The organism is Breznakia pachnodae (genome assembly GCF_030814225.1).
Lineage (GTDB): Bacteria > Bacillota_I > Bacilli_A > Erysipelotrichales > Erysipelotrichaceae > Breznakia > Breznakia pachnodae.
The window spans coordinates 796,240-809,764 of record NZ_JAUSUR010000001.1 but is presented as its reverse complement, the minus strand read 5'-3'; the positions used below and the strand labels follow the sequence as shown (position 1 = coordinate 809,764).

Here is a 13,525-nt window from a genome sequence, read left to right as displayed (position 1 = left end):
AGATGGCTAAGGTGAGCGTTATTAACCAAGAAGGCAAAAAAGTAAAAGACATCACTCTAAAAGCTGATATCTTTGGAATTGAGCCAAACCAGCAAGTAATCTTTGACGCAATCGTTATGCAACAAGCTTCTAAACGTCAAGGTACTCACGATGTGAAGAACCGTACTGAAGTTAGAGGTGGGGGGCGTAAGCCATACCGCCAAAAAGGAAGCGGACGTGCTCGTCAAGGGTCAATCAGATCTCCTCAATGGAGAGGTGGAGGAATTGTTTTCGGACCTACTCCAAGAAGTTACAAATATTCTTTAAACAAAAAAGTTAGAAGATTAGCTTTAAAATCAGTATTATCTGAAAAAGCAAATGATAAAGATATTATCGTAGTTGACAAGTTTGAACTTGCAGCACCAAAAACAAAAGATTTCAAGAAAATCATTGATGCAATTGGTGCAGGAAGAAAAACATTATTCGTAGTTGATACTGAAGAAGATTACGAAAATGCATTCTTATCAATGCGTAACATCGATTCAATGATGATGTTAGGATCAGATGGAATCAATGTTTACGATATTGTAAATGCAAACAAATTAGTTTTCACAGAAGCTGCTATGAAAAAGGTTGAGGAGGTGCTTGGATAATGAAAAATGCTAGAGATATTATCATCCGTCCAATCATCACTGAAAAGACGATGACATACATGGATAATGAAAACAAGGTGACTTTCGAAGTTTCGAAGGGAAGCAATAAGACAGAAGTAAAACTTGCAGTTGAAGAAATCTTCAACGTTAAAGTTGATAAAGTGAACATTATGAATGTTCGCCCAAAAGCAAAACGTATGGGTAAATACGAAGGAACTACTAAAGCAATTCGTAAAGCTATCGTAAAAGTTGCTGATGGACAAGAAATTAACTTATTCGCTGAATAAGAGTGAATAGAACGAGGAGAATCACGCTATTTCTCGTATATAAAATGCGTTAGGAGGAAATGTTAAATGGGTATTAAGAATTATAAGCCAACCACGCCAGGTCGTCGTGGTATGACTAGTTTAACGTTCGAAGAAATTACAAAAACAACTCCAGAGAAAAGTCTTACTGAAACACTTACGAAACACTCTGGTCGTAATAATGACGGACGTATAACAACACGCCACAAAGGTGGTGGACACAAAAGATTGTATCGTGTTATTGATTTCAAAAGAAATAAGGATGCAGTTCCAGCTACAGTAGCTGCAATTGAATATGATCCTAACCGTTCAGCTAACATCGCATTGTTAAACTATGCAGATGGTGAAAAAAGATATATCTTAGCTCCAAAAGGATTAACTGTTGGAACAAAGGTAGAATCTGGTGAAAACGCTGATATCAAGGTTGGTAACTGTCTGGAAATGAAAGATATGCCAGAAGGTACAGTAATTCACAACGTTGAATTAAAACCTGGAAAAGGTGGACAACTTGCAAGATCTGCTGGATGTTCTGCTCAAATCCTTGGTTTAGAAGGTAAATATGTAACACTTCGCTTAGCTAGTGGAGAAGTTCGTAAAGTATTAGCAAACTGCCGTGCAACAATTGGTGTTGTCGGAAATGAAGACCACAGCTTGGTTAACATTGGTAAAGCTGGTAGAAGCCGTTGGAAAGGTATTCGTCCAACAGTTCGTGGATCAGTTATGAACCCTAATGATCACCCACATGGTGGTGGGGAAGGACGTACACCTATCGGGCGTAAGTCACCTATGACACCTTGGGGTAAAAAAGCTATGGGTGTTGTTACTCGTAAGAAAAAGAACGCATCGGACAAATTAATCGTTCGTCGTCGTAACAGTAAGTAAGGCAAAGGAGGAAAGTAAATGAGTCGTAGTCTTAAAAAAGGACCTTTCTGTGATGAGCACTTAATGAAAAAAGTGGAAGCAGTTAGCGCGTCTGGAAAAAGAGAAGTAATTAAAACTTGGTCTCGTAGATCAACTATCTTCCCACAATTTGTAGAGCACACGTTTGCTGTTTACAATGGTAAAGAACATTTGCCAGTATTTGTTACTGAAGATATGGTAGGCCATAAATTAGGCGAATTCGTACCAACCAGAAAATATTCTGGTCACGGTGATGATAAGAAAACGAAATAGAGGAGGAATTAATAATGGAAGTTAAAGCAACAGCAAAAACTCTACGTGTTCCACCAAGAAAAGCTAGATTAGTTTTGGATCTTATCCGTGGAAAAGATGTAGAAGAAGCAGCAGCTATCTTGCGTTTTACACCAAACTTTGCAGCAGATGCAGCAGGTAAAGTGTTAAACTCAGCAGTAGCAAATGCTGTAAATAATCATGATTTAGATGAAGAAAAATTATTCGTGAAAGCATGTTATGCAGATGAAAGTGTTACTTTGAAGCGTTTCATGCCACGTGCTAAGGGATCTGCAAGTGCAATCCACAAGCGTACAAGCCACATTACAGTAGTTGTGGCGGAAAGAGATTAGGAGGTAGCTCATGGGTCAAAAAGTAAGTCCAATCGGGTTGAGAGTTGGTATTATTCGTGATTGGGAATCAAGATGGTTCGCTGAAAAGGATTATGCTGACTTATTACTAGAAGATATTAAAATTCGTGAATATTTATTTAAAGAACTAAAGAACGCTCAAGTCTCTAAAGTTGAAATTGAAAGAACGAAAAGTCGCGTTGATGTAATTATCAAAACTGCTATGCCAGGTATGGTAATTGGATCTAACGGTGGTGAAACAGTTGAAAAATTGAAAAAAGCACTTGTTAAAATGACTGACAACAAAGCAATCTATATTAAAGTTTTAGAAATTGCTAATCCTTACTTAGATGCTAAACTTGTTGCAAGAAACATTGCAGACCAATTAGAAAACCGTGCATCATTTAGAACTGCACAAAAGAGAACAATCCAACAAACGATGAGAGCTGGAGCAAAAGGAATTAAAACTGCTGTTTCAGGACGTTTAGGTGGAGCTGATATGGCTCGTACTGAAGGATATAGTGAAGGAAATGTACCTTTACATACACTTCGTGCAGATATCGATTACGCTTGGGAAGAAGCGGCTACTACATATGGTCGTTTAGGAGTTAAGGTTTGGATTTGTCGTGGTGAAGTATTACCAGGAGAAATGGTTAAAGAACCAGAAGCACCTAAAGTTGATATGAGAGACCGTCGTCGTCCAAGAAGAAATAACAACAATAACAGAAACAACAATAATAACAGAAATAACAATAACCGTACTGCACAAGGAAATGCAGGAGGAAATGGTCCAGTGAAGGCAGCAGCAAAACCAGAAGCAAAAGCTCCTGAAGCAGCAGCTAAAACTGAAGGAGGTAATTAATTATGTTAATGCCTAAAAGAACAAAGTATAGAAGACCTCACCGTCAAAGTTACGAAGGTCGTTCAAAAGCAGGTCGTGAGATTGCTTTTGGTGAATATGGTTTGATGGCAGACACAGGTAACTATGTAAGTAACCGTCAAATCGAGGCAGCTCGTATTGCGATGACACGTTATATGAAACGTGGTGGGAAAGTTTGGATTAAAATCTTCCCTCATTTAGCAAGAACAGCAAAACCTCTAGAAGTACGTATGGGTTCTGGTAAGGGTGCTCCAGATAGCTGGGTAGCAGTAGTTAAAGCAGGACGTATTATGTTTGAAATCGCTGGAGTGGAAGAAGCAGTTGCTCGTGAAGCATTCCGTTTAGCTTCTCACAAATTACCAGTAAAATGTAAGTTTGTTAAGAAAGGGGAAGAGTAATTATGTTAGCTAAAGAAATAAGAGAAAAAAGCAATGAAGAATTGCTAAAAGATGTTGATTTACTAAAAGAAGAACTTTTCAACCTTCGTTTTCAACAAGCTACAGGGCAACTTGAAAACAGTGCTCGTATGAAAGATATTAAGAAGACTATTGCACGTATTAAGACAATCATGGGTGAAAGAACCCGTGTTGCAGAATAGGAGGATGTTGTGATGGAAAGATCTAGACGTAAAGTATATCGTGGAACTGTCGTTTCCGATAAAATGGATAAAACAATTACGGTTGTAGTTGAAACTAAAAAAACACATCCTTTATATGGAAAGCGTGTTAAATATTCTAAAAAATTCAAAGCTCATGATGCAAACAACGAAGCAAAAATCGGAGATAAGGTAGTAATTATGGAAACTCGTCCATTAAGTGCTACAAAACGTTTCCGTTTACTTGAAATCGTTGAAAAAGCAGTTGTGCTTTAGGACGCTAGGAGGTAATTTTATGATTCAAAATGAAAGTAGATTACGCGTAGCGGACAACACTGGTGCAAAGGAAGTTTTAGTAATTCGTAACCTTGGTGGGAGCGTTCGTAAATTTTCTAACATTGGTGATATTGTAGTATGTACTGTAAAACAAGCGGCTCCAGGTGGAACAGTTAAGAAGGGTGAAGTTGTTAAAGCTGTCATCGTTCGTACTGTTTATGGAATCCGTAGAGAAAATGGAACATATATTAAGTTCGATGATAACGCGGTAGTAATTATTAAAGATGACAATACTCCACGTGGTACCAGAATTTTTGGACCAGTGGCAAGAGAATTGCGTGAAAAAGACTTTATGAAAATAGTGTCTTTGGCACCGGAAGTTTTATAGGAGGTATCTTTGTGAAAATCAAAAAAGGTGATAAAGTTCAAGTTATTACAGGATCTGACAAAGGTACTGTAGCTGAAGTTCTAAGAGTTCTTCCAAATAGAGATATGGTAATTGTTGAAGGTGTTAATATGAAGAAAAAACATATGAAACCTACACAAGAAAACCCTGATGGTGGTATTGCTGAGGGGGAAGCTCCAATTCATGTATCAAATGTAATGGCATATGATAAAAAAGCAAAAAAACCAAGCAGAATTTCTTATAAGGAAGAAAAAGGAAAAAAAGTACGCGTCTACACAACTAGTGGCGCTGCTGTGAAGTAGGGAGGTATTATGATGAACCGCCTAAATGAGAAATACATCAAGGAAGTTAGTCCAACTTTGATGAAAAAGTTTGAATACAAATCTGTAATGCAAGTACCAAAGGTTGATAAAATTGTTATTAACATCGGTCTTGGTGATGCAGTTGCTAATCCAAAAGTTATTGAAGAAGCAGTTGCTGAATTAACACAGATCACAGGACAAAAACCAGTAGTTACAAAAGCGAAAAAATCAATCGCCAACTATAAGTTAAGAGAAGGAATGCCAATCGGGTGTAAAGTTACACTTCGTGGATCAAAAATGTATGATTTCCTATACAAATTAGTAAATCTTTCATTACCACGTGTACGTGACTTCCGTGGAGTTTCTTCATCAGCGTTTGATGGTAGAGGTAACTATACTTTAGGGATTAAAGAACAAATTATCTTCCCTGAAATCAACTATGATAAAGTAAACAAATTGCGTGGTATGGATATTATTATCGTTACTACTGCAAATACAAATGAAGAGGGAAGAGCACTTCTTGAAGAACTAGGAATGCCTTTTCAAAAGCAAGGAGGACATAACTAATGGCAAAAAAAGCGATGATTTTAAAGTCGAAACGCCCGCAAAAATACAAAGTTCGTGAGTATACTAGATGTGAACGTTGTGGACGTCCTCATTCAGTTCTAAGAAAATATAAACTATGCCGTGTCTGCTTTAGAGAATTAGCTTATAAAGGGCAAATTCCTGGAGTTAAAAAGGCTAGCTGGTAAGGAGGATAGTTATTATGATCATGACTGACCCAATTGCAGATATGCTAACAAGAGTGAGAAATGCGATTCAAGCACGTCACACAACTGTAGATATCCCTGCAAGTAAAGAAAAAGTAGAAATCGCAAAGATTTTAAAAGAAGAAGGTTTCATTACTGATTACGCAGTAAGCAGTGAATTAAAGAAAACTATTTCAGTTACTTTAAAATATGGACCTAACAATGAGAAAGTAATTAACGGAATTAAGAGAATTTCATCTCCAGGACTTCGTGTTTACACGAAAGCTGAAGATATGCCTAGAGTATTAAATGGTTTAGGTATTGCAATTATCTCTACAAGCCATGGATTACTTACTGATAAAGAAGCAAAAGCTAAAAACGTTGGTGGCGAAGTTGTCGCTTACGTTTGGTAGTACGAAAGGAAATATAAGTAATGTCACGTATCGGAAATAAAGCGATTACCGTTCCTGCTGGAGTTGAAGTAACAATCTCTAGTACGAATGAGGTGACTGTTAAAGGACCTAAGGGAACTTTAACTCGTCAGTTCTCTCCATTAATGGATATTAAAAAAGATGGAGAAATTATTACTGTTGCTCGTCAAAATGAGCAAAAACACACAAAACAATTACATGGTACAACACGTGCATTGTTAAACAACATGATCGTTGGTGTATCAGAAGGATTCTTGAAAGAACTTGAATTAGTTGGGATTGGATTTAAAGCTAATCTTAAAGGAAAAGTTCTTGAACTAATCGTTGGTTATTCACACCCAGTAAATATTGAAATCGAAGATGGAGTAACTTGTGAAGTTCCTTCAAACACAGAAGTTAAGATTTCTGGGATTGATAAACAAAGAGTTGGTGAATGTGCTGCCAACATTAGAGCTGTAAGAAAACCTGAACCTTACAAAGGAAAAGGTATTCGCTATAAAGGTGAATACATCCGTCGTAAAGAAGGTAAGACAGCTGCTAAGAAAGGTTAATGGGAGGAGTTAAAATATGATTAAGAAAACTGCAAAGAACGTTGAACGTAAACGTCGTCATGCTCGTGTACGTACGAAAATCAATGGAACTCCTGAGTGTCCACGTTTAAATGTATTCCGTTCAAACGCACACATCCATGCACAAATCATTGATGATGTTAATGGAAAGACTTTGGTTTCTGCTAGTTCACTTTCAATGAAAATTGAAAAAGGTGGAAATGTAGAAGCTGCTACAAAAGTTGGACAAGAAATTGCTAACTTAGCTAAAAAAGCAAAAATTGAAAATGTTGTATTCGATCGTGGTGGATATATCTACCATGGACGTGTAAAAGCATTAGCGGAAGCTGCTCGTGAAGCAGGACTTAAATTTTAAGGGGAGGTCACCATGGAAAATAAACAAGAAGAAACAAAAACAGTGGATGTTGTTGAAACAGTGACAACTCCAGAAGTTAAGACTGAAACTGCTCCAAAAGCAGATGCACCAGCTGCTAAAGCAACTGATGCAAAACCTGCTCCTAGACAAGCAGGAAACAATAACAGAAGAAACGATCGTAAACCTGGTGGAAACAGAAGACCAAGAAGAGATCGTAATGAAAAAGAATTCGAAGAACGTGTTGTTACAATCAACCGTGTTACTAAGGTAGTTAAAGGGGGACGTCGTTTCCGTTTCGCTGCATTAGTTGTTATCGGTGATGGTAAAGGACGTGTTGGATTTGGTACAGGAAAAGCGAATGAAGTGCCTGATGCGATTAAGAAGGCAGTTGAAGCAGCTAAGAAAAACCTTATCACAATCCCAACAGTTGGAAACACGATTCCTCATGCAATCACAGGTAACTATGGAGCAGGTAGTGTATTCTTACGTCCAGCTTCAGAAGGTACTGGGGTTATCGCAGGTGGAGCAATTCGTGATGTATTAGAGGTTGCTGGTATCAAAGACGTTTTAACTAAATGTCTGGGATCTCGTACTCCTATCAACATGGTTCGTGCTACATTTGAAGCATTACAAGAACTTAAGACTGTAGAAGAAGTTGCACGACTTCGTGGAAAAAAACCAGAAGAGATTCGTGGTTAGGAGGATTGCAAGATGAAATTACATGAAATGAAATATAACGAAGGTGCTAGAAAAAGCCGTAAACGCTTAGGGCGCGGACACGGTTCTGGTACTGGTAAAACAGCTGGAAAAGGACACAAAGGACAAAACGCTCGTTCAGGTGGAGGAGTACGTTTAGGATTTGAAGGGGGTCAAACACCTCTTGCAAGAAGACTTCCAAAACGTGGATTCACTAACTTCACTAGAAAAGAATATGCGATTGTTAATGTTGAGTCTTTGAACAAGTTTGACAACGGTGTTGAAGTAACACCAGAATTATTGATTGAAACAGGGCTAGTTGGAAAAGAATTAAGTGGGATTAAAATTCTTGGACAAGGAGAGTTAGAAAAGAAATTAACTGTAAAAGCTAATAAATTTTCTAAATCAGCAGCTGCTGTAATCGAAAAAGCAGGCGGGAAAGCAGAGGTTATCTAACCATGTTTTCTACGTTTGCCGGAATGTTCAAGAATAAGGACATCCGCAAGAAAATTTTCTTTACGTTGGCAATGTTATTTGTGTTCCGTTTTGGAGCACAAATACCAGTTCCGAATGTTAATGTAAGTGCTAATATATCTTCAAACTCAATTGTTGATATGATGAACCTTCTAGGTGGTGGAGCGATGGACAAGATGTCAATCTTCGCACTTGGAGTTGGTCCATATATTACTGCTTCAATTATTATTCAACTGTTGTCAATGGACGTAATCCCACCTTTGACGGAACTTGCTAAAAGTGGTCAAACGGGAAGAAAGAAATTAGACAAATATACAAGATATCTGGCTGTAGTATTAAGTTTTGTTCAAGCTTATACAACAACTTTAGTTCTAACTGATTCAGCAGGGAACAGTATTCTAATTAACCAGTCTTTATCTGGATTTTTGTACGTTGCGACAATCTTTACAGCAGGAACAATGTTCCTACTTTGGATAGCGGACCGTATATCAATGCATGGTATTGGTAATGGTGTATCAATCATCATTTTCGCTGGTATTGTAGCTGACTTGCCAAGTCAGTTTATTCAAACGTTTAATTCGCTTACTGCAGGAGCTACGGGTAGTGCATACTTCAGTGGTATACTGACATTTAGTGGATACGTATTTATTTATCTGTTAATTATTGTACTGGTTGTGTTTACACAAACAGCAGTAAGAAAGATACCAATTCAATATACATCAAGTACCGTACAAAGTAAGAACAAGGATATGACATACTTGCCACTTAAGATTAACTCAGCAAGTGTAATTCCAGTAATCTTCTCTTCAGCAGTGATGGTTGCTCCGGTTACAATTGTTCAGTTGTTAATCCAAAACGGTGTTATGAAAGCAAGTGGTTGGACTGCAACCATGAGTGATCTGTTAAGTATGCAATCTGCTACTTCACTATGTATTTATGGGGTGTTAATTGTATTGTTTACATTCTTCTATACAAAATTACAGGTAGATCCAGAAAAGATTTCTGATAACTTAGGTAAATCAGGAACTTATATCCCTGGTATTCGTCCAGGAAAAGAAACGAAAGAATACATTAATCGAGTATTGTCTCGTATTACTGTATTGGGAGCATTGTCATTGTTATTTATTGCATTACTTCCAAATGTTGCACCAATGTTGATTCCATCATTACCTTCTACTATGCGTATGGGTGGTACTGGTCTTATCATTGTTGTTGGGGTAGCTATGGAAACTGTTGCTCAATTAAAAGGACAAATGACTGCTAAATCTTACCGCGGCTTCATGGGGGTAAAGAAATAGTATGAACATCTTAATAATGGGAGGACCTGGTGCTGGTAAAGGTACGATGTCTAAAAAAATTGTTGAGAAGTTTGGCGTACTACATATTTCTACTGGAGATATCTTCCGTAGTGAAGTAGGTAAGCAAACACCACTTGGAGTGGAAGCTAAGAAATATATGGATCAGGGAAAACTTGTTCCAGATGAAGTTACTAATCCAATGGTAAAAAGTTTTATTGAAAAGCAAGATATTAAAAATGGATATCTACTTGATGGATATCCAAGAACATTAGCACAAGCACAAGCTTTTGATAGCTTAGTAAACGGTAGTGATCTTGAAATTGATAAAGTGTTAACTTTGGAAATTCCATTTGAAAAGCTTGCACAACGTATTACAGGCCGTCGTTTATGTACGGGTTGTGATGCAATTTATCATACAGAGTATCATCCACCTAAAGTGGAAGGTGTCTGTGATATTTGTGGAAGTGATCTTTATCAACGTAAAGATGATACAATCGAAAGTTTAAGTGTTCGTCTTGAAGAATATTCAAAGAATGCGAAGCCGATTCTTGAATATTACGCAGAGAAAGTGACTGCAATTAATGCAGATCAAAGTGCTGATGAAGTTTGGAATGAAATTCTATCTGCTCTAGGAGGCAACTAATGATTACATGTAAATCACCTAGAGAGATAGAACTAATGAAAAAAGCAGGAGAAATTGTCGCTTTGGCTCATCAGGCAGCTAAAAAAGCAATCAAACCTGGTTTGAATACATTAGAACTTGATAGAATCTGTGAAGATGTGATTTTGCAACATGATGCAACTCCATCATTCAAAGGTTTATATGGTTTCCCTAATGCTTGCTGCATATCAGTGAATGACGTGTTAGTACATGGTATTCCTAATAAAAAAACGGTATTAAAAGAAGGAGATATTGTGTCTGTTGATATCGGTGCCTGTTACAAAGGTTATCACGGTGATTCTGCCTGGACATACCCAGTAGGAAAGATCAGTGATGAAACACAAGCACTACTAGATGCTACAGAGCAATCGCTATACGAAGGTCTGAAAATGGCCAAGGCGGGGAATCGATTAACCGATATCTCGCATGCGATTGAAACATATGTTCATAAATGTGGTTACTCAGTTCCTCAAGACTATACGGGTCACGGGATTGGTACCAGTGTACATGAAGATCCAACGGTTCCTAATTTTGGAAAACCAGGACATGGTGTACTGCTAAAGAAAGGGATGTGTCTTGCGATTGAACCAATGGTTCATATGGGAAGACCACAGACAAAAGTATTAGATGATGACTGGACTGTTATCAGTGCAGATCATTCGCTTACAGCTCATTTTGAGCACAGTGTAGTTATTTATGAAGATGGTTGCGAAATATTGACTAAAATACATAATCCGGAGGAATAAGAATGGCAAAACAAGACGTTATTGAAATTGATGGCATTGTAGAGGATACACTTCCTAATGCAATGTTTAAGGTGAAATTAGAAAATGGACACGAAATTATGGCTCACGTTTCTGGTAAAATCCGTATGCACTACATTCGCATTTTACCAGGCGATCGTGTTACCGTGGAAATATCACCATATGATTTAACACGTGGGCGAATTACATTCCGTCATAAGTAACGGATAGGAGGACTTAATTTATGAAAGTAAGACCATCAGTAAAACCAATTTGCGACAAATGTCGTGTAATTAAACGAAAAGGTCGTGTTATGGTGATTTGTGAAAATCCTAAACACAAACAAAGACAAGGATAAGAGAGGTAAGAAATATGGCTCGTATTGCAGGAGTAGATATTCCACGCGACAAGCGTGTAGTTGTTTCATTAACTTACGTTTATGGTATTGGACGTAGCACAGCTTCTAAGGTTTTAGCAGCTGCTGATGTTGATGAAAACATCCGTGTAAAAGATTTAAGTGAAGAACAATTGAACAAAATCCGTACGGAAATTGATTCAATCAAAGTAGAAGGTGACTTACGTCGTGAAACACAATTAAACATCAAACGTTTGATGGAAATTGCTTCATACCGTGGAATCCGTCACAGAAGAGGTCTGCCAGTTCGTGGACAACGTACGAAAACAAATGCTCGTACACGTAAAGGTCCGGTAAAAACTGTAGCAGGTAAGAAGAAATAAGCAAGGAGGTAGATGAAAATGGCAAAAGCAAAAAAAGGTGCAGTTCGTAAGCGCCGTGTAAAAAAGAATATTGCAAAAGGTTGTGCTCATATCCACTCTACATTTAATAACACGATCGTAACGATCAGTGATGAAGGTGGAAATGCAATCTCTTGGTCAAGTGCAGGAGCTTTAGGATTTAAAGGTTCTCGTAAATCTACTCCTTATGCAGCACAAATGGCTGGAGAAGCTGCTGGTAAAGCAGCAATGGAACATGGAATGAAAGTTGTTTCAGTTAACGTTAAAGGTCCAGGACCTGGACGTGAAGCAGCAGTTAGAGCGTTACAGGTTGCTGGATTAGAAATTACATCAATTAATGATGTAACACCTATTCCTCATAATGGATGTCGTCCACCAAAACGACCACGCGGATAATTGTCTAACTATTAATGAGGAGGTAATAAGAAATGCAAAAATTTGAACGTGCGCAGTTTGAAGTAAAGGAATTTATTGATTCTGAAAATTATGGAAAGTTTGTAATTGAACCACTTGAAAGAGGGTTTGGTACAACTATAGGAAATGCATTGAGACGTGTATTATTATCTTCCTTACCAGGAGGAGCTGTCTTCTCGATTAAAGTAGACGGTGTATTTCATGAATTCACTTCAATTCCTGGAGTAAAAGAAGATGTTACTTCTATTATTCTAAATCTTAAAAACTTGATTCTAACAATTGAAGATGACGAAATTCATACATTAAGAATTGCCAAGAAGGGACATGGAGAAATTCATGCTTCTGATATTGTTTGTCCAGAAGGTGTGGAAATCTTAAACCAAGACTTATACATCTGTACAATTGAAGATGGGCACACATTAGAAATGGAACTTCAGGCAAAAAATGGTAGAGGTTATGTAAGTGCTGACCAAAACAAGCGTTTATACCAAGGACCTAACCAAGCATTAGGAATCATTTATACAGACTCAATTTATACACCAATTGAAAAAGTATCATATAACGTTGAACCAACTCGTGTTGGACAAGATGCTTCATATGATAAAGTTGAATTGGAAATCTGGACAAATGGTTCAATTACTCCACAAGAGTCGGTTGCTCTTGGTTCAAAAATCTTGATTGATCACTTAGAATTATTGACAAATGTTCATGAAGTAGTAAATGACATGGAATCAGTAATGAAGGATGTTCAAGGTGAAGTCGTGAACAAAGGCCTTGTGATGATGATTGAAGACCTAGATTTATCAGTTCGTTCATACAACTGTTTAAAACGTGCAGGAATTCAAACTGTTGAAGAGTTAACTCAAAAGACAGAAGATGAAATGATGCGTGTAAGAAACTTAGGTAAGAAGTCATTGAAAGAAGTAAAAGACAAAATTTATGATTTGGGGCTAAGCTTCAAATCATATGAATAAGATATGAAGGAGGATGCATCTGTATGAGAAATCGTAAGTTAGGACGTACGGCAGACCACCGTAAGGCTATGCTTAGAAACTTAGCGACTTCTGTTATTATTTCTGAAAGTGTTGAAACTACAGAAATGAAAGCAAAAGAAGTTAGTTCTGTTGTTGAAAAACTAATCACTCTTGCTAAAAGAGATGATTTACATGCTCGTCGTCAAGCTGCTAGTTACGTAAGAGACGTAGTTGCTGATGAAGAAACAGGACAAACAGCTCTTCAAAAACTATTTTCGGAAATTGGACCTATGTACAAAGACCGTAATGGTGGATACACAAGAGTTGTAAAAACAAAAAACCGTCGTGGTGATAACGCTACAATGGCAATTGTTCAATTAGTAAAATAATTTCTGAAAAGTCATGAGTAATCATGGCTTTTTCTTTTGGATTTATTTAATAGTAAATTTAGCTTATGGTATAATTATTGTAACTTATATTATTAGAAAG

Annotated in this window: 26 protein-coding genes and 1 pseudogene; all 27 read left to right on the top strand. The window is 37.4% G+C overall.

The window, feature by feature from the left end; genetic code table 11:
* The first annotated feature begins 2 nt into the window (after window positions 1-2).
* The 27 genes and pseudogenes from rplD (at window position 3) to rplQ (ending at window position 13,425) form a co-directional block, all read left to right on the top strand.
* Window positions 3-632: a 50S ribosomal protein L4 gene (gene rplD, locus J2S15_RS03955; RefSeq protein WP_307405676.1), complete on the top strand. Its 630-nt coding sequence runs from the start codon at window positions 3-5 to the stop codon at window positions 630-632.
* Complete coding sequence (gene rplW, locus J2S15_RS03950; protein WP_307405674.1) at window positions 632-919, top strand: 50S ribosomal protein L23; 288 nt, start codon at window positions 632-634, stop codon at window positions 917-919. The genes rplD and rplW overlap by 1 nt, the downstream gene beginning before the upstream one ends.
* Window positions 920-985: 66 nt before the next feature.
* Complete coding sequence (gene rplB / locus J2S15_RS03945) at window positions 986-1,819, top strand: 50S ribosomal protein L2 (RefSeq protein ID WP_307405673.1); 834 nt, start codon at window positions 986-988, stop codon at window positions 1,817-1,819.
* Window positions 1,820-1,837: 18 nt separating this feature from the next.
* Complete coding sequence (rpsS, locus tag J2S15_RS03940; RefSeq protein ID WP_307405671.1) at window positions 1,838-2,110, top strand: 30S ribosomal protein S19; 273 nt, start codon at window positions 1,838-1,840, stop codon at window positions 2,108-2,110.
* A gap of 14 nt (window positions 2,111-2,124) precedes the next feature.
* Window positions 2,125-2,460, top strand: a complete 336-nt coding sequence (rplV, locus tag J2S15_RS03935) for a 50S ribosomal protein L22 (protein WP_307405670.1) — start codon at window positions 2,125-2,127, stop codon at window positions 2,458-2,460.
* A 10-nt stretch (window positions 2,461-2,470) separates the two neighbouring features.
* Window positions 2,471-3,319, top strand: a complete 849-nt coding sequence (gene rpsC, locus J2S15_RS03930; protein ID WP_307405669.1) for a 30S ribosomal protein S3 — start codon at window positions 2,471-2,473, stop codon at window positions 3,317-3,319.
* A 2-nt stretch (window positions 3,320-3,321) separates the two neighbouring features.
* Window positions 3,322-3,735 (top strand): 50S ribosomal protein L16, encoded by a 414-nt coding sequence (gene rplP / locus J2S15_RS03925; protein WP_307405667.1) that lies wholly within the window; start codon window positions 3,322-3,324, stop codon window positions 3,733-3,735.
* Between the two features lie 2 nt (window positions 3,736-3,737).
* Window positions 3,738-3,935, top strand: coding sequence for a 50S ribosomal protein L29 (gene rpmC / locus J2S15_RS03920; RefSeq protein ID WP_307405664.1), 198 nt, complete (start codon window positions 3,738-3,740; stop codon window positions 3,933-3,935).
* Window positions 3,936-3,947: 12 nt separating this feature from the next.
* Window positions 3,948-4,208, top strand: coding sequence for a 30S ribosomal protein S17 (gene rpsQ, locus J2S15_RS03915; protein ID WP_442319961.1), 261 nt, complete (start codon window positions 3,948-3,950; stop codon window positions 4,206-4,208).
* A 19-nt stretch (window positions 4,209-4,227) separates the two neighbouring features.
* Window positions 4,228-4,596 carry a 50S ribosomal protein L14 gene (gene rplN / locus J2S15_RS03910; protein WP_307405661.1) on the top strand — a complete coding sequence of 123 codons (369 nt, stop codon included), beginning with the start codon at window positions 4,228-4,230 and terminating at the stop codon, window positions 4,594-4,596.
* A gap of 11 nt (window positions 4,597-4,607) precedes the next feature.
* Entirely contained in the window at window positions 4,608-4,916 is a 309-nt protein-coding gene (gene rplX / locus J2S15_RS03905; protein ID WP_307405660.1) for a 50S ribosomal protein L24, read from the top strand.
* Window positions 4,917-4,928: 12 nt separating this feature from the next.
* On the top strand, window positions 4,929-5,483 hold the full coding sequence (gene rplE / locus J2S15_RS03900) for a 50S ribosomal protein L5 (protein WP_307405659.1): 555 nt from the start codon (window positions 4,929-4,931) through the stop codon (window positions 5,481-5,483).
* Window positions 5,483-5,668 carry a type Z 30S ribosomal protein S14 gene (locus J2S15_RS03895; RefSeq protein ID WP_307405657.1) on the top strand — a complete coding sequence of 62 codons (186 nt, stop codon included), beginning with the start codon at window positions 5,483-5,485 and terminating at the stop codon, window positions 5,666-5,668. The genes rplE and J2S15_RS03895 overlap by 1 nt, the downstream gene beginning before the upstream one ends.
* Before the next feature lie 14 nt (window positions 5,669-5,682).
* Entirely contained in the window at window positions 5,683-6,078 is a 396-nt protein-coding gene (rpsH, locus tag J2S15_RS03890; protein ID WP_307405655.1) for a 30S ribosomal protein S8, read from the top strand.
* 20 nt (window positions 6,079-6,098) lie between these two features.
* Window positions 6,099-6,647 (top strand): 50S ribosomal protein L6, encoded by a 549-nt coding sequence (gene rplF, locus J2S15_RS03885; protein ID WP_307405652.1) that lies wholly within the window; start codon window positions 6,099-6,101, stop codon window positions 6,645-6,647.
* Between the two features lie 16 nt (window positions 6,648-6,663).
* On the top strand, window positions 6,664-7,020 hold the full coding sequence (gene rplR, locus J2S15_RS03880; protein WP_307405650.1) for a 50S ribosomal protein L18: 357 nt from the start codon (window positions 6,664-6,666) through the stop codon (window positions 7,018-7,020).
* A gap of 192 nt (window positions 7,021-7,212) precedes the next feature.
* A pseudogene (rpsE, locus tag J2S15_RS03875) lies at window positions 7,213-7,719 on the top strand (30S ribosomal protein S5); the annotation flags it as partial.
* Between the two features lie 12 nt (window positions 7,720-7,731).
* On the top strand, window positions 7,732-8,172 hold the full coding sequence (gene rplO / locus J2S15_RS03870) for a 50S ribosomal protein L15 (protein WP_307405648.1): 441 nt from the start codon (window positions 7,732-7,734) through the stop codon (window positions 8,170-8,172).
* 2 nt (window positions 8,173-8,174) lie between these two features.
* Window positions 8,175-9,488, top strand: coding sequence for a preprotein translocase subunit SecY (secY, locus tag J2S15_RS03865; protein WP_307405646.1), 1,314 nt, complete (start codon window positions 8,175-8,177; stop codon window positions 9,486-9,488).
* A gap of 1 nt (window position 9,489) precedes the next feature.
* Window positions 9,490-10,131 (top strand): adenylate kinase, encoded by a 642-nt coding sequence (locus J2S15_RS03860; RefSeq protein ID WP_307405645.1) that lies wholly within the window; start codon window positions 9,490-9,492, stop codon window positions 10,129-10,131.
* Complete coding sequence (map, locus tag J2S15_RS03855) at window positions 10,131-10,895, top strand: type I methionyl aminopeptidase (protein ID WP_307405643.1); 765 nt, start codon at window positions 10,131-10,133, stop codon at window positions 10,893-10,895. The genes J2S15_RS03860 and map overlap by 1 nt, the downstream gene beginning before the upstream one ends.
* A gap of 2 nt (window positions 10,896-10,897) precedes the next feature.
* Window positions 10,898-11,116: a translation initiation factor IF-1 gene (infA, locus tag J2S15_RS03850; protein ID WP_277490652.1), complete on the top strand. Its 219-nt coding sequence runs from the start codon at window positions 10,898-10,900 to the stop codon at window positions 11,114-11,116.
* Between the two features lie 20 nt (window positions 11,117-11,136).
* The gene (gene rpmJ / locus J2S15_RS03845) at window positions 11,137-11,250 is read left to right on the top strand and encodes a 50S ribosomal protein L36 (RefSeq protein ID WP_006505646.1); all 114 of its coding nucleotides are present in this window, start codon (window positions 11,137-11,139) and stop codon (window positions 11,248-11,250) included.
* A 14-nt stretch (window positions 11,251-11,264) separates the two neighbouring features.
* Window positions 11,265-11,630 (top strand): 30S ribosomal protein S13, encoded by a 366-nt coding sequence (gene rpsM / locus J2S15_RS03840; RefSeq protein ID WP_307405631.1) that lies wholly within the window; start codon window positions 11,265-11,267, stop codon window positions 11,628-11,630.
* A gap of 18 nt (window positions 11,631-11,648) precedes the next feature.
* On the top strand, window positions 11,649-12,044 hold the full coding sequence (gene rpsK / locus J2S15_RS03835; protein ID WP_307405630.1) for a 30S ribosomal protein S11: 396 nt from the start codon (window positions 11,649-11,651) through the stop codon (window positions 12,042-12,044).
* Window positions 12,045-12,076: 32 nt separating this feature from the next.
* Window positions 12,077-13,036 carry a DNA-directed RNA polymerase subunit alpha gene (locus J2S15_RS03830; RefSeq protein ID WP_307405628.1) on the top strand — a complete coding sequence of 320 codons (960 nt, stop codon included), beginning with the start codon at window positions 12,077-12,079 and terminating at the stop codon, window positions 13,034-13,036.
* Window positions 13,037-13,059: 23 nt separating this feature from the next.
* Entirely contained in the window at window positions 13,060-13,425 is a 366-nt protein-coding gene (rplQ, locus tag J2S15_RS03825; RefSeq protein ID WP_307405627.1) for a 50S ribosomal protein L17, read from the top strand.
* Window positions 13,426-13,525: the final 100 nt, after the last annotated feature.

Excerpts from the sequence above, each read along its gene's own strand:
- rplF (WP_307405652.1), top strand. The coding sequence starts at position 6,099 with ATGTCACGTATCGGAAATAAAGCGATTACCGTTCCTGCTGGAGTTGAA.
- rplR (WP_307405650.1), top strand. The coding sequence starts at position 6,664 with ATGATTAAGAAAACTGCAAAGAACGTTGAACGTAAACGTCGTCATGCT.
- rplP (WP_307405667.1), top strand. The coding sequence starts at position 3,322 with ATGTTAATGCCTAAAAGAACAAAGTATAGAAGACCTCACCGTCAAAGT.
- J2S15_RS03830 (WP_307405628.1), top strand. The coding sequence starts at position 12,077 with ATGCAAAAATTTGAACGTGCGCAGTTTGAAGTAAAGGAATTTATTGAT.
- infA (WP_277490652.1), top strand. The coding sequence starts at position 10,898 with ATGGCAAAACAAGACGTTATTGAAATTGATGGCATTGTAGAGGATACA.
- rplB (WP_307405673.1), top strand. The coding sequence starts at position 986 with ATGGGTATTAAGAATTATAAGCCAACCACGCCAGGTCGTCGTGGTATG.
- J2S15_RS03860 (WP_307405645.1), top strand. The coding sequence starts at position 9,490 with ATGAACATCTTAATAATGGGAGGACCTGGTGCTGGTAAAGGTACGATG.
- rplO (WP_307405648.1), top strand. The coding sequence starts at position 7,732 with ATGAAATTACATGAAATGAAATATAACGAAGGTGCTAGAAAAAGCCGT.
- rplV (WP_307405670.1), top strand. The coding sequence starts at position 2,125 with ATGGAAGTTAAAGCAACAGCAAAAACTCTACGTGTTCCACCAAGAAAA.
- rplE (WP_307405659.1), top strand. The coding sequence starts at position 4,929 with ATGAACCGCCTAAATGAGAAATACATCAAGGAAGTTAGTCCAACTTTG.
- rpmC (WP_307405664.1), top strand. The coding sequence starts at position 3,738 with ATGTTAGCTAAAGAAATAAGAGAAAAAAGCAATGAAGAATTGCTAAAA.
- rpsK (WP_307405630.1), top strand. The coding sequence starts at position 11,649 with ATGGCAAAAGCAAAAAAAGGTGCAGTTCGTAAGCGCCGTGTAAAAAAG.
- rplW (WP_307405674.1), top strand. The coding sequence starts at position 632 with ATGAAAAATGCTAGAGATATTATCATCCGTCCAATCATCACTGAAAAG.
- rplD (WP_307405676.1), top strand. The coding sequence starts at position 3 with ATGGCTAAGGTGAGCGTTATTAACCAAGAAGGCAAAAAAGTAAAAGAC.
- secY (WP_307405646.1), top strand. The coding sequence starts at position 8,175 with ATGTTTTCTACGTTTGCCGGAATGTTCAAGAATAAGGACATCCGCAAG.
- rplN (WP_307405661.1), top strand. The coding sequence starts at position 4,228 with ATGATTCAAAATGAAAGTAGATTACGCGTAGCGGACAACACTGGTGCA.
- rpsQ (WP_442319961.1), top strand. The coding sequence starts at position 3,948 with ATGGAAAGATCTAGACGTAAAGTATATCGTGGAACTGTCGTTTCCGAT.
- rpmJ (WP_006505646.1), top strand. The coding sequence starts at position 11,137 with ATGAAAGTAAGACCATCAGTAAAACCAATTTGCGACAAATGTCGTGTA.
- rpsM (WP_307405631.1), top strand. The coding sequence starts at position 11,265 with ATGGCTCGTATTGCAGGAGTAGATATTCCACGCGACAAGCGTGTAGTT.
- rplQ (WP_307405627.1), top strand. The coding sequence starts at position 13,060 with ATGAGAAATCGTAAGTTAGGACGTACGGCAGACCACCGTAAGGCTATG.
- map (WP_307405643.1), top strand. The coding sequence starts at position 10,131 with ATGATTACATGTAAATCACCTAGAGAGATAGAACTAATGAAAAAAGCA.
- J2S15_RS03895 (WP_307405657.1), top strand. The coding sequence starts at position 5,483 with ATGGCAAAAAAAGCGATGATTTTAAAGTCGAAACGCCCGCAAAAATAC.
- rpsC (WP_307405669.1), top strand. The coding sequence starts at position 2,471 with ATGGGTCAAAAAGTAAGTCCAATCGGGTTGAGAGTTGGTATTATTCGT.
- rpsH (WP_307405655.1), top strand. The coding sequence starts at position 5,683 with ATGATCATGACTGACCCAATTGCAGATATGCTAACAAGAGTGAGAAAT.
- rpsS (WP_307405671.1), top strand. The coding sequence starts at position 1,838 with ATGAGTCGTAGTCTTAAAAAAGGACCTTTCTGTGATGAGCACTTAATG.